The sequence below is a fragment of the Rheinheimera sp. NSM genome (genome assembly GCF_052380015.1).
In the GTDB taxonomy this organism is placed as follows: Bacteria; Pseudomonadota; Gammaproteobacteria; order Enterobacterales; family Alteromonadaceae; genus Alishewanella.
The window spans coordinates 130,195-143,739 of record NZ_JBQTCI010000006.1 but is presented as its reverse complement, the minus strand read 5'-3'; the positions used below and the strand labels follow the sequence as shown (position 1 = coordinate 143,739).

13 protein-coding genes are annotated in these 13,545 nt (G+C 50.6%); 10 read left to right on the top strand and 3 right to left on the bottom strand.

Annotated elements, in window-relative coordinates; all coding sequences use genetic code 11:
- Positions 1-14: 14 nt before the first annotated feature.
- Genes ACTZWV_RS16480 through tcdA form a run of 7 tightly spaced genes read left to right on the top strand, consistent with a single transcriptional unit; the run spans position 15 to position 7,447 of the window.
- Positions 15-2,264 carry a DNA internalization-related competence protein ComEC/Rec2 gene (locus ACTZWV_RS16480; protein WP_444787584.1) on the top strand — a complete coding sequence of 750 codons (2,250 nt, stop codon included), beginning with the start codon at positions 15-17 and terminating at the stop codon, positions 2,262-2,264.
- Positions 2,265-2,296: 32 nt separating this feature from the next.
- Positions 2,297-4,048, top strand: coding sequence for a lipid A export permease/ATP-binding protein MsbA (gene msbA, locus ACTZWV_RS16475; protein ID WP_444787583.1), 1,752 nt, complete (start codon positions 2,297-2,299; stop codon positions 4,046-4,048).
- Positions 4,045-5,019: a tetraacyldisaccharide 4'-kinase gene (gene lpxK, locus ACTZWV_RS16470; RefSeq protein ID WP_444787582.1), complete on the top strand. Its 975-nt coding sequence runs from the start codon at positions 4,045-4,047 to the stop codon at positions 5,017-5,019. The genes msbA and lpxK overlap by 4 nt, the downstream gene beginning before the upstream one ends.
- On the top strand, positions 5,009-5,206 hold the full coding sequence (locus tag ACTZWV_RS16465) for a Trm112 family protein (protein ID WP_305551276.1): 198 nt from the start codon (positions 5,009-5,011) through the stop codon (positions 5,204-5,206). Before lpxK ends, ACTZWV_RS16465 begins: the two co-directional genes overlap by 11 nt.
- Positions 5,194-5,946, top strand: a complete 753-nt coding sequence (kdsB, locus tag ACTZWV_RS16460) for a 3-deoxy-manno-octulosonate cytidylyltransferase (RefSeq protein ID WP_444787581.1) — start codon at positions 5,194-5,196, stop codon at positions 5,944-5,946. Before ACTZWV_RS16465 ends, kdsB begins: the two co-directional genes overlap by 13 nt.
- A complete protein-coding gene (locus tag ACTZWV_RS16455) occupies positions 5,946-6,650 on the top strand; it encodes a pseudouridine synthase (protein WP_444787580.1) in 705 nt (234 codons plus the stop codon). Before kdsB ends, ACTZWV_RS16455 begins: the two co-directional genes overlap by 1 nt.
- A 2-nt stretch (positions 6,651-6,652) precedes the next feature.
- A complete protein-coding gene (tcdA, locus tag ACTZWV_RS16450; RefSeq protein ID WP_444787579.1) occupies positions 6,653-7,447 on the top strand; it encodes a tRNA cyclic N6-threonylcarbamoyladenosine(37) synthase TcdA in 795 nt (264 codons plus the stop codon).
- 128 nt (positions 7,448-7,575) lie between these two features.
- Here tcdA and ACTZWV_RS16445 read toward each other — a convergent pair whose 3' ends face one another.
- The 3 genes from ACTZWV_RS16445 to ACTZWV_RS16435 form a co-directional block, all read right to left on the bottom strand.
- A complete protein-coding gene (locus ACTZWV_RS16445; RefSeq protein ID WP_444787578.1) occupies positions 7,576-8,025 on the bottom strand; it encodes a SufE family protein in 450 nt (149 codons plus the stop codon).
- Positions 8,022-9,239, bottom strand: a complete 1,218-nt coding sequence (locus ACTZWV_RS16440; protein WP_444787577.1) for an aminotransferase class V-fold PLP-dependent enzyme — start codon at positions 9,237-9,239, stop codon at positions 8,022-8,024. Before ACTZWV_RS16440 ends, ACTZWV_RS16445 begins: the two co-directional genes overlap by 4 nt.
- 135 nt (positions 9,240-9,374) lie before the next feature.
- Positions 9,375-10,658: a citrate synthase gene (locus ACTZWV_RS16435; RefSeq protein ID WP_444787576.1), complete on the bottom strand. Its 1,284-nt coding sequence runs from the start codon at positions 10,656-10,658 to the stop codon at positions 9,375-9,377.
- 393 nt (positions 10,659-11,051) lie between these two features.
- Between ACTZWV_RS16435 and sdhC the strand changes: the two genes are divergently transcribed.
- The 3 genes from sdhC to sdhA are packed head-to-tail and all read left to right on the top strand — an operon-like array spanning position 11,052 to position 13,540.
- On the top strand, positions 11,052-11,429 hold the full coding sequence (gene sdhC / locus ACTZWV_RS16430) for a succinate dehydrogenase, cytochrome b556 subunit (protein WP_305551270.1): 378 nt from the start codon (positions 11,052-11,054) through the stop codon (positions 11,427-11,429).
- Positions 11,420-11,767, top strand: a complete 348-nt coding sequence (sdhD, locus tag ACTZWV_RS16425; protein WP_444787575.1) for a succinate dehydrogenase, hydrophobic membrane anchor protein — start codon at positions 11,420-11,422, stop codon at positions 11,765-11,767. Before sdhC ends, sdhD begins: the two co-directional genes overlap by 10 nt.
- The gene (gene sdhA, locus ACTZWV_RS16420; RefSeq protein ID WP_444787574.1) at positions 11,768-13,540 is read left to right on the top strand and encodes a succinate dehydrogenase flavoprotein subunit; all 1,773 of its coding nucleotides are present in this window, start codon (positions 11,768-11,770) and stop codon (positions 13,538-13,540) included.
- Positions 13,541-13,545 lie beyond the last annotated feature (5 nt).

Below are 13,545 nucleotides of genomic sequence, written 5' to 3'. Positions count from 1 at the left end.
CACAAAAAACAAACATGAAATCTTTTTGTATCGGTGTGCTTGCAGGCAGCCTATTGTCATTATTTTTGCCAATAGTGCCAGCTTTTTTCACAGTATTTTTGTTACTGCCGCTAACTATGTGGCTGCTTAAATCCGGCAGATACTTTTGGGCCGGTGCGGCCGCATTTTTTATCTGCTGGATTTGGCACTACGATGCCTATCTGCAGGCGCAACAGAGCTTGTTGGCGTCTGAACAACTGCTTACCGGCACAGTGCTCGGTTCGCCTAAACATTACCCTGAGTATAGTCAGTTCAGGTTACGGCTTGATGCCGGTGCAACAAAAGGCTATCAGGTACAGCTGAATTGGCCGATGCCGGCACAATTACCCCAACCCGGCGAGCAATGGCAGCTTAGTGTGCGTTTACGGCCGGTAGCCGGAGTGGCTAACCCGGGCGGGCCGCACAAAGAAGCCAATGCGCTGTTACAACAAGTCTTGGCGCAGGGCAGCGTTAAAGCTGACACTGCAGCTGTACTGATTAAACAACAGTTCAGCGCGCGACATCACATAGTATCGCACATAACGCAGGTAACAGCCTCATTACCCACTGCGCCGCTGTTGTTAGCGCTGAGTGTTGGTGAAAGGCAATTTTCCACACTGTTATGGCAGGGGCTGTTGCAATCGTCATTGGCGCATTTAATGGCCATTTCCGGCTTGCATATTGGTTTAATCTTCGGTTGGGGCTTATGGTTGTTACGGCTGCTGCCTCTGCCTGCGGCCTGGTCGGCGATACGTTACCCGTTGTCACTGGCCGGAGCTTTAGTACTGGCGTGTGTCTATGCCTGGCTGGCCGGTTTTGCGGTGCCGACTGTGCGCGCAGCCTTTGCCTTGTTATTGCTGGTATTGGCGCTGCTGCAGCATAAATCCTTGAGTTACAGCCATTACTGGTTGTTACTTACCGCCAGCTTGTTATTGCTGGAGCCATTTTTTGTGCTGAGTAAAAGCTTTTGGTTGTCGGTGCTGGCGGTGGCGGTGATTTTATTTTTATTGTGGCAAAGCCACAGTAGAACAGCAGGCTGGCGTGGCAAGCTGATGTTATTTTTGCGCTTTCAACTGAGCTTAACGCTGTTTATGGCGCTGCTTAGTGTGTTGATGTTTGGCGGCAGCTCATGGTTGGCGTTGTTGTCGAATCTGTTATTTGTGCCCTGGTGCAGTGTTATTGCTATTCCGTTGTTGTTTATTTGTGTCGTAGCAGAGTTATCCGGCTTCCCGGCGGCAGCCTGGTTGTGGCAATGGTGCGATTGGGCCTTCCGGCCGTTATTGTGGTGGTTAAATTGGAGTGCCGGCCAAAACAGCTGGTGGGCACTACCGGATCTGTCCTGGTTTGTCGTGGCAGGGCTGGCGGTGGCACTGGCACTGTATTGGTTAACGACGCGGCGTTTAATGCTGTGTGCCGCGATATTGTTGGCATTGCCGCTGTGCTTACAGTTGCTGCGCCCGGCGCAGTGGCAACTGCATGTTATTGATGTAGGTCAGGGGCTGGCGGTGTTGCTGCAGCATAAAACACGCGGCATTTTGTATGACGCCGGGCCCCGTTACGGTGAGCACAGCGCTACCGCAGCGCAAGTATTGCCTTATTTGCGCCAGGCAGGGATCCGCCAACTGGACATGGTAATTTTAAGCCATGACGACAGCGACCATACCGGCGACTGGGCCTTGCTGCAGCGGCAGTACCCCGGGGCGCGTTTTTATGCCGATATTGCCCATATTGATATTGCGCAGCCTTGTGCTGCCGTGCCGCAGCAGTATTTGGGCGCTACGCTTAACATGTTGCATGTTGATGCCAATCCGCTGCTGGCAAAGAACGATCGTTCCTGCGTGTTGTTAATTACGGTGGCAGGATGGCGGCTGTTGCTGCCGGGCGATATCGGCCGCCAGGTTGAGCTGCAGTTGCTGCAGCGCTACCCGGATTTAGCCACAGATATGCTGGTGTTGTCGCATCACGGCAGTAACAGCTCCAGCCATTTCAGCTTTTTGCATCAGTTGGCGCCGCTATTGGCACTAAACAGCGCCGGTTTATATAACCGGCATCAGCATCCGGCGCCGGCGGTACAGCAGCGGCTGGAGACCTTGGGTATAACGCTGCTGAATACCGCACAAAGCGGGGCTATCCGGCTGGATATCGAAGCAGAGTCGGTTACTGTGCAGCAGTACCGGGCGCAAAGAATGCCCTTTTGGCTGCAAAAGCCGGTGGGAAATGCTGAAACCTTGCTAACAACACGCTAGAATAAGCGAAATTTTTCTTTGAGAACTATTCTTTGGCTGCGTCTCAGTTTACTTCACCTGCTACTTTTCGCCGTCTGCTCAGCTATGTCAAACCGTACCGGTTAGGTTTTGCTGCAGCTGCTTTTGGCATGTTGGGTTATGCCCTGGTCGATGTGTTTTTTATCTCACAGTTAGAAGACTTTATTGATATTGGTATTAATCAGAAGAACACTGACTATCTGCGCTATGCTCCGCTGTTTATTATCGGCATTTTTATTTTGCGTGGCGTGTTTAACTTTATTGCCAGCTATTGCCTGAATTGGGTTGGCACCCATGTGGTGCAGGAAATGCGCCGCCAACTGTTTCGTCACTATATTCGCTTACCGGTCAGTTTTCACGATCAACACTCTACCGGCGAGTTAATCTCTAAGGTGACCTACAATACCGAACAGATTAAACAGGCCACTTCTAAGGCTCTGGCCGTATTGCTGCGTGAGGGGGTATTTGTCATTGGTTTGTTGGTGATGATGTTCTGGATCAGCTGGCAGCTATCGTCGATTTTTTTACTGATAGCCCCGGTTATTGCCATCGTAGTGCGGCTGGTATCGAAACGTTTTCGTCTGCTTAGCCGCAATATTCAGGGCGCTATGGGTGAAGTGACTACCTGTTCGGAGCAAATGTTAAACGGCCATAAAGTTATTCTGTCGTTTGGCGGCCAGCAAATAGAAGAACAGCGCTTTGCCACAGTGAACAACCTGACCCGACGCCAGGATGTTAAAATGGAAGCCACCCGCGCCATCAGCGTGTCGTCTATCCAGATTATTGCCTCTTTTGCGCTGGCTTTTGTGATCTACATGGCCAGCTTCCCTGAGATGCTTGACAGCCTTACCGCCGGTAAATTTACCACTATTGTCGGCTCAATGATGATGTTGCTGCGCCCGCTTAAGCAACTGACCACGGTAAACAGTGAGTTCCAACGTGGCCTGGCTGCCGCCAACAGCGTATTTGAAGTGTTGGACCAGCCGGTAGAGCAGGATACCGGCACGACGGTATTGAACGATGTCAGCGGTAATATCCGCTTTGAAAACGTCAACTTCAGCTACCCCGGCCATGATAAACAAGTATTGTTTGATATCAGCTTTAATGCGCCGGCCGGTAAAACCATTGCGTTGGTGGGCCGCTCCGGCAGCGGTAAAACCACCATTTCCAGCTTGCTACCGCGTTTTTATGAGCTAAGCGGCGGCAATATTTTTATTGATGAGCATAATATCCGTGATTGCACCCTGGCATCGTTGCGTCGCCAATTGGCGGTAGTGTCACAGCATGTCACCTTGTTTAACGACAGCATTGCCAACAATATTACTTATGGCTGCACTGAGCCGGTATCACCTGAATACTTATTGCAGGTGGCAGAAAAAGCCCATGTACTGGAGTTTGCTGACAACCTTAAGGATGGTCTGGATACGGTGATCGGGGAAAACGGTGTCAGCTTATCCGGCGGTCAGCGCCAGCGCATTGCTATTGCCCGCGCTTTATTGCGTGAAGCACCGATACTGGTGCTGGATGAAGCTACCTCGGCGCTGGATACCGAGTCTGAGCGTAAAATTCAGGCGGCGCTGAATGAACTGCTCAAAGGCCGCACCAGCATTGTGATTGCGCACCGATTATCCACGATTGAAAATGCCGACAGCATTATTGTGATGGATCAGGGCCGTATTGTAGAGCAGGGCGACCACCACACTCTGCTGGCGCAAAATGGTGCCTATGCTCAGCTATATAAATTGCAGTTTGGCGAGCCGCAGTGAGTTTTACTGAACGTTTGTGGTATCAGGGCCATAAAGCTTATTGGTTGTTATTACCGCTGGCCTGGCTGTATGGCGCCGTCACGGCATTGCGCCGTTTGCTGTTTCGCTCCGGCATAAAACAACAGGTCAAAGTGAAAGCCCCGGTCATCGTTGTTGGCAATATCAGCATTGGCGGCACCGGCAAAACACCTTTTACGCTGCTGCTGTGCGCCAGGTTACAGGCGCTGGGCTGGACGCCGGGTATTGTCAGCCGCGGCTATGGCGCCAATATTACCACTCCGCTGTTGGTAAAGCCTGATGCTGTTGCAACAGAGGTTGGTGATGAGCCGTTGTTACTGGCACAGCGCAGCGGTTGCCCGGTAGTAGTGTGTCCGGATCGGGTGGCGGCAGCACAATATCTGCTGGCCAATACCGATGCCGATATTATTGTCAGCGATGATGGCCTGCAGCATTACCGCCTGGCGCGGGATATTGAAATTGTACTGATAGACGGCAGCCGTGGTTTGGGCAACGGCCGGTTATTGCCGGCAGGACCGTTGCGCGAAGGTGCCTGGCGTTTGGCCGGCGCTGACCTGGTGGTAGCGAACAGCCAGCCGTTTGCTTTGGCAGATGGCATAATGACACTGCTGCCGTCAGCGGCAAAACAGCTGAACGGTAATGCCAAACTTGCGCCCTGCGCGGTAAGCCTGGTGGCCGGCATCGGTAATCCGGCGCGGTTTGAGCGTACGGTGCTGGCAGCGGGTTTCACTGTTAATCAACGGCATTACTTTGCCGACCACCACCAGTTTGTTGCGGCAGATTTTGCCGGTATTGAAGGCCCGGTATTAATGACAGAAAAAGACGCGGTGAAGTGCCGTGCTTTTGCGCGGGATAACTGGTTTAGTTTGGGCGTCGATGCGCAGTTGGATGAACAACTTACTATTAAAATAAATACAATATTGACTAATTTGCGGAGCAGTTATGGCACTTAAAGTAGCATTAACCGAAATATTGGCCTGTCCGCTGTGTAAGGGCAAGCTGAAGTATGATCAGGCCTCGCAGCAGCTGATTTGTACCTTTGATCGTCTGGCCTATCCGGTACGCGATAATATTCCGGTACTGCTGGCCGACGAAGCCCGTGAGCTGACGCTGGACGAGGTAGAGCAATGGCGTTCATAGTTGTTATTCCTGCACGTTTCGCCAGTAGCCGTTTGCCGGGCAAGCCGCTGGCTGATATCGCCGGCAAAACCATGATAGAGCGGGTGTATCAGCAAGCACTGCAAAGTGGTGCCGCCCGTGTGGTGGTAGCAACCGACGACCGCCGGGTAGCCGATGCGGTAGACCAGTTTGGCGGCGAAGTCTGTATGACGCGGCCGGAGCATAACTCCGGTACCGAGCGTCTGGCCGAAGTGGTGGCGAAACTCGGGCTTTCTGCTGATACTGTGGTGGTAAACGTTCAGGGCGACGAGCCCTTTATTCCGCCGTTGATTATCCGCCAGGTGGCGCAGAATCTGGCGGCGCAGCAAAAAGCACAGATGGCGACATTAGCCGTGCCACTGACGGATGCGGCAGAAATTGCCAACCCGAATATTGTTAAAGTGGTGAGCGATAAACATGGTTACGCGCTGTATTTCAGCCGCAGTGTGATCCCCTTTGACCGCGATGGGCAATTTCAGGCCGAATTAGCCAGCCATTATCGCCGTCATATCGGTATTTATGCTTATCGCGCCGGCTTTATTCAGCATTATGTTGATTGGCCGGCGTCGACGCTGGAGCAAATCGAGGCGTTAGAGCAACTGCGGGTGCTATGGCACGGTGAAGCTATTCATGTTGATACTGCACTGGAAACGCCGGCAGTGGGTGTAGATACGCCGGCAGATTTAGAACACGCCAGGCGCTATGCCGCCAGCCTTAACTGATGCCGTCTGCTTTTAGTCTGGTAGCTGAAACGCCCGGTTTTGTGCTGCTGAATAAAGCCGCCGGGGTCAGTTTTCACTCTGATGATGGCCCGGGCCTGGTGGTGCTGGCTGAGCAGCAGTTGGGTTATAAATTGTACCCGGTGCACCGGCTGGATAAGGTGACCTCCGGTTTAATTCTGCTTGCCCGCAGCAGCGACGTTGCAGCACAGCTAACACAGCTGTTCAGCAGTCATCAGGTAGAGAAATATTACCTGGCGGTGAGTTTGGCCAAACCGGCAAAAAAGCAGGGCTGGGTAAAAGGTGATATGACACCGGCACGGCGCGGTAGCTGGAAACTGCTAAGCAGCCAGCAGAACCCGGCGGTAAGCTACTTTATCAGCCGCGGTTTTGAAAACCTGCCGTTTCGGGCATTTCTGGTTAAACCCTACAGCGGCAAAACGCATCAAATCCGCGTGGCGTTAAAAAGCGCCGGCGCTGCCATTGCCGGCGATGCGTTATACCAGGGCGGCGCGGCAGACAGGGTGTATTTACACGCTTATGCGCTGCGCTTTTGCCTGCACAATACAGAATATCATTATGTCCAGCCGCCCACAGAGGGCGTCTTGTATCAGCAATTGCTGCAAAGCGATGCGCTGCAAGACTGGATGCAGCCGTGGCAGCTGAACTGGCCACAATACTCTTTACCCAAGCAGGTTAGCGAATAACGATGTCCGATTATCAATTACGTTTTGCCGGTATCGCCAGGTTATATGGCGTGGCGGCACTGGAAACTTTTGCCAAAGCCCATGTCTGTGTGGTTGGTATCGGCGGGGTTGGCAGTTGGGCAGCAGAAGCGCTGGCCCGCTCCGGCATAGGCGAAATTACGCTGATTGACCTGGATGATGTTTGTATCAGCAATATTAACCGCCAGTTACATGCCCTGAGCGAGACAGTAGGCCAGGATAAAGTGGCGGTAATGGCGCAGCGTATTAAAGCCATTAACCCCGACTGTATTGTGCATCAGATAGAAGATTTTGTGACTACTGATAACCTGCGTGAGCTTATCAGCGACGAGATGGATTATGTGGTGGATGCTATCGACTCGATTAAAGCCAAGGTAGCCCTGCTGGCGCATTGTAAGCGCAATAAAATTAAGCTCATCAGCACCGGTGGTGCCGGTGGTCAAACCGATCCGACGCAAATACAAATTGCGGATCTGACCCAAACCATTAATGACCCTTTGTTGGCCAAAGTGCGCAATAGCTTGCGGCGTGATTACAATTACAGCCGTAACCCGAAACGCCGCTTTGGTATCGATTGTGTGTTTTCAACCGAGCAACTGGTGTATCCGCAACCGGATGGCAGCGTGTGTCAGCAGAAAACCGCACAGGTAAACGCTGAAGGCGGGGTAAGCAGTATGCGGCTGGATTGCAGCGGCGGTTTTGGCGCTGTTACTGTGGTAACGGCCAGTTTTGGTTTTGCTGCAGTGTCGAGAGTGTTGAAAAAGCTGGCACAAGCTTAAAGCGATAGTTATTAGCGCAGAAGGTGTGCTTAAAGCTGACCGTTGAAGGCATGGATGCCTGAATCGAGCCTACATGGATGTATTCACGGCGTGTCGGCGTAAGCATTCCTTCTGTGCAAAACACATTACTACTTTGCAGGGCAGCAGGCTTTAATCCTTTCAGCCATAGCGGTTAATCCATTACCACGTGACTGGCTTAAATACGGCTTTAAATTCAGCTGATCAAACTTATGGCACAAATCAAACTTCGCCAGCTCTGCGGTTGTCATGCCGTTAACCAGGCACAGCATAATAGCCATTAAGCCTTTAACAATACGGGCTTCGCTGTCGAGTACAAAAAAGTGTTTGTCTTGCACTTTATCGTGATAATGCATCAGCCAGGCGCGGCTTTCACAGCCCTTTACCAGTAAATGTGGCTGTTTCATTTTTTCCGGTACCGGCGGCAGCTTTTTACCCAGCTGCATCAGCACCCGGTATTTGCTTTGCCAGTCTTTCGCCGCGGCAATGTCTGCCAAATCCTGCTGCTTTATCTGTAACAGGGCAGGCTGTGTTTCTGCTAATAATTGTTCTAATGTCATGCAGTTAAAATCTCCACGGCCTGCTCCAAAGCGAGCAGGCACCGGTTTACATCGTCCAGCGTGTTATAAGCAGCAAAAGAGCATCTGACAGCGCCTTGCTGCGCTAAGTAGCTGAATAACGGCATAGCGCAATGTTGGCCGGAACGCACCGCTACCTGCTGCTGATTTAATAATTCAGCCACATCAGAGGGATGCTCGCCGCGAACATTTAACGCCACTATACCGGCATTATGCACAGGCATAGATAAAATATCTATGGCTTTTATTGCCTGCAACCCATTGTAGAACTCTTTTAATAACAGCGATTTATGTTGCTGAATTTGGCTTGTGTTATATTTTTGTAGCCATGAGATTGCCGCTGATAAGCCTATAGCCCCCGCAATATTTGGTGTACCGGCTTCCAGCCTGAACGGCAATTTATTGAATGTAGTGTTAACAAAGCTGACAGTGTCAATCATTTCACCGCCGGCAAAAATTGGCGTTAATTGCTCTAACTGCGCGGTTTTGCCGTACAACACACCAATACCCGTTGGGCCATACAGTTTATGGCCGGAGAATACATAGAAATCACAATCCAGCTGCTGCATATCCGGCTGTTGGTACACTATGCCCTGAGCACCGTCAATTACGGTAACTGCGCCTGTGGCTTTGGCCAGAGCTACCATTTGCGCGACCGGCTGAATATGGCCCAACACATTGGAAATATGACTAAAGCTGACGACTTTAGGGCCAAGTGCCAGCAGTTTTTCATAAGCGACAAGGTCTATGCAGTGATCTGCGGTTAATGGCACCACATCTATTATCACGCCATGGCGCTGACAATGCAGTTGCCAGGGCACAATATTGGCATGGTGTTCCAGTTGCGTCAGTAAAATGCGATCACCGGGTTTAAGCAGGGTATGCATTAAGCCAAAAGCAATTTGATTTAACGCCGCAGTAGCTCCGCTGGTAAAAATAACTTCATGCGAATGAGCAGCGTTAAGATACCCGGCTATGTTGCTGCGCGCTTGTTCAAACAGCACAGTGGCCTGCTGGCTTAGCTGATGCGCCCCGCGATGCACGTTGCTGTTATGTTGTTGATAAAACTGCGTGACTGCATCCAGCACGGCCTGTGGTTTATGCATAGTGGCCGCGTTATCCAGATAAACCCAATTGGGCTGCTGCTGAAAAAACGCAAATTGCTGGCGAAACTGCTGTACGTCGAAACCGGGCATAGGGGCAGGGATCCTGATGAAGATGGCGCGATTTTGCCTTTTTTTACGCAGTGGCGCAAATCAGATACCGGATGGCAGGCAAGAAAAAAGCGGCCGCAGCCGCTTTTTCAACACTACTGATAAGTGCCGGTGAAATTAACGCTTGTTCAGCGGTTTAAAATCACGGGTAGTGTAGCCGGTATACAGCTGACGCGGCCGGCCGATTTTGTGGCCTTTTTCGCCGAGCATTTCGTCCCAGTGCGAGATCCAGCCAACGGTGCGTGACATGGCAAAAATCACCGTGAACATGCTGGTTGGAATACCAATGGCTTTTAAGATAATACCACTGTAGAAATCCACGTTCGGATAGAGTTTTTTCTCGATAAAGTACGGATCAGACAGCGCAATACGCTCTAATTCCATCGCTACATCTAACAACGGATCTTTAATGTTCAGCTCTTTTAACACTTCATGGCAGGTATCACGCATAACTTTGGCGCGCGGGTCAAAGTTTTTATAAACACGGTGACCAAAGCCCATCAGGCGGAAGCTGTCATTTTTATCTTTAGCACGGGCGACAAACTCAGGGATACGATCTACAGAACCAATTTGCTGTAACATCTTCAGGCAAGCTTCGTTTGCGCCGCCGTGTGCCGGGCCCCACAGTGATGCTACGCCAGCGGCGATACAAGCATAGGGGTTAGCACCGGATGAACCGGCTAAACGTACAGTAGAGGTAGACGCATTTTGCTCATGGTCCGCATGCAGCATAAAAATACGGTCCATCGCTTTGGCCAAAATAGGGCTGACGTTGTAATCTTCTGCCGGCACAGAGAACATCATGTGCAGGAAGTTAGCTGAATAGCTTAAGTCATTGCGTGGGTATACAAACGGCTGACCTACAGTGTACTTGTACGCCATAGCAGAGATAGTCGGTAACTTGGCAATTAAGCGATGCGCACTGCGTTTACGCTGCTCCGGGTCGTTGATGTCCAGATCTGAGTGATAAAACGACGACAAGGCGCCAACCACACCGCACAGCATGGCCATCGGGTGCGCATCAACACGGAAGCCCTGGAAGAAAGAGGCAATTTTTTCGTGCACCATAGTATGGCGGGTAATGGTGTTCTTAAATTGGTTGTATTGCTCAGCTTGCGGTAATTCACCTTCTAACAACAGGTAGCACAGCTCAAGATAGTCTGAATGGTCTGCCAGCTGCTCAATCGGGTAGCCGCGGTGCAATAACACACCGTTGTCGCCGTCGATATAGGTAATTTTAGATTCACATGAACCGGTAGACATAAAACCCGGATCAAAAGTGAAGTACCCTTGCTGACCCAAGGCGCGAACATCAATTACGTCTGTGCCGGCGCTGCCAGAGTAGATTGGCAACTCGAACGATTTCCCATCGATCTGCACGACGGCCTTTTTATCTGCCATTGGATTTCTCCTGTTGTTGTAGTATCGGGTTAAAGGAATTTAGCAAATTGGCCGCTATTCTAACTGCAAACGACCCCTGAAAGTCAATTTTAATGCGTTTCTGCTTAATAAGTATTCGACTCTGGTATTATTGCTCTAATGCGTAAAATGTGTAATGTTCCAAATACGGATTTTTTCGAGTAAAACCAAACAAAAATTGTAATAGCGAGTCACGAAATATATACTATTGCGGTTTTTAAACAGTTCACTCAGCAAGCACTTTTTGCTGAATCCGGCAGGACTGATCCAGCTTGAGCAATAAGGTGTATTGGTTTTGGCTGTTGACTGTTTATACAGCAATGACAACGACAATGACAACAAGAGCTCGATAATGGGCATCGATGGGCAAGCACTGTGAAAAAACAAAGACCAGTAAATCTAGACCTCTCTACCATATCGTTTCCGGCACCTGCCATAGCGTCAATTTTACACCGGGTTACCGGGGTGGCATTGTTTTTCGCATTGGTATTCGTTATTTGGGCCTGGGCGTATTCGCTGCAGGACCAACAGAGCTTTGACTTTGTCAAAGAACTGATGACGTCTCACCTGGCTAAATTCATTGCCTGGGGCACTATCACTGTTCTTATCTATCACCTGGTTGGCGGTATCCGTCATCTGATTATGGATATGGGACACTGGGAAGAGCTGAAATCCGGCAACTTAAGTGCCAAAGTAACAATAGCGCTGTGGGTAGTATTAGCAGTATTAGCAGGAGTATGGTTATGGTTCTGAACCAGGCAAGCCTGAAACGCGATGGCGTGCAGGATTACGTGTCGCTGCGCGCAACAGCCATAGTGCTGGCGCTGTACAGCGTATTTATTTTGGGTTTCTTCCTTATTACGCCGGAAGTAACCTTTGAAGTTTGGCAAGCCTTGTTTGCCAACACCCTGGTAAAGGTATTTACCTTGTTAGCCTTAGTGTCTATTGCCGTGCACACCCGCATTGGTTTGTGGCAGGTGCTGACTGATTACATCAAATCAGCTGCTCTGCGCGCAGTATTACAATTCTTCCTTTATGCGCTGGCTTTCGCTTATGTTGCGGTTGGCCTGTTTGTTCTGTGGGGTGTTTAAGTGACTATTCCTGTAAGAGAGTTTGACGCCATCGTAATTGGCGCAGGTGGTGCCGGTATGCGTGCTGCACTGCAAATTACCCAATCTGGTTTAAGCTGTGCTTTATTATCCAAAGTGTTTCCAACCCGTTCGCACACGGTATCTGCTCAGGGCGGTATTACTGTAGCACTGGGTAACAGTCACCCGGATAACTGGGAATGGCACATGTTTGATACCGTCAAAGGTTCTGATTATATCGGTGACCAGGACGCTATCGAATATATGTGTAAAACCGGCCCGGAAGCGATTACTGAGCTGGAGAATATGGGTTTACCTTTCTCCCGTTTTGAAAATGGCCGCGTGTATCAGCGTCCGTTTGGCGGCCAGTCTAAGAATTTTGGTGGCGAACAAGCTGCCCGTACTGCTGCTGCCGCAGACCGTACCGGTCATGCTTTATTGCACCTGCTGTATCAGCAAAACGTAAAGAACAAAACTCAGGTATTCTCTGAGTGGTATGCGCTTGATCTGGTGAAAAACCAGGACGGTGCTGTGGTGGGTTGTACTGCCATAGATATTGAAACCGGCGAAATCGTTTATTTCAAAGCCAAAGCAACGGTGTTGGCAACCGGTGGTGCCGGTCGTATTTATGCTTCTACCACCAACGCGCACATTAACACCGGTGACGGTGTAGGTATGGCGCTGCGTGCCGGTGTGCCGCTGCAGGATATGGAAATGTGGCAATTCCACCCAACCGGTATTGCCGGTGCCGGTACCCTGGTGACTGAAGGTTGTCGTGGTGAAGGCGGTTACCTGCTGAACAAAGACGGCGAGCGCTTTATGGAGCGTTATGCTCCTAACGCCAAAGATTTAGCCGGTCGTGACGTGGTTGCCCGCTCCATGATGACGGAGATCCGTGAAGGTCGTGGTTGTGATGGCCCTTGGGGTGTTCACATCAAACTTAAATTAGACCACTTGGGCGCGGAAGTATTAGAAAGCCGTTTGCCTGGTGTGTGTGAGCTGTCAAAAACTTTCGCTCACGTTGACCCGGTAAAAGAGCCGATTCCGGTTATTCCAACTTGTCACTATATGATGGGTGGTATTCCGACTAACGTGCATGGCCAGGTGATTAAACCCACTGCTGACGGCGGTGAGACTATTGTTGCCGGCTTATTTGCTTGTGGCGAAATCGCTTGTGTGTCAGTACACGGTGCTAACCGTTTAGGCGGTAACTCGCTGCTGGACTTAGTAGTGTTTGGCCGTGCTACAGGTCTGCATTTAGGTGAAGCGTTGGCGGCAACTTCTGAAGCACGCCCAGCATCACAATCAGACCTGGATGCTGCCTTAGCGCGTACTCAGCGCTGGGAAGATACCAAGCCAGGCCAGGGTGAAGACCCGGTGCAAATTAAGAAAGACCTGCAAAAATGTATGCAACTGAACTTCTCGGTATTCCGTGAAGGTGCTGCCATGGCTGAAGGTTTGGCTGAGTTAAAAGAAATTCGTGAACGGTTAAAGTTTGCCCGTCTGGATGATAAGAGCTCAGATTTTAATACCGCGCGTATTGAATGTTTAGAGCTGGACAACCTGATGGAAACGGCGTTTTCAACTGCGGTAGCGGCTAACTTCCGTACCGAAAGCCGCGGTGCTCATGCCCGTTTTGACTTCCCGGATCGCGATGATGAAAACTGGTTATGCCACAGTGTGTATACACCGGAATCCGAATCAATGTTTAAGCGTAAAGTGAATCTGGAACCTAAGTTCCGTGAAGCTTTTGCGCCTAAAGCACGTACGTACTAAGAGGG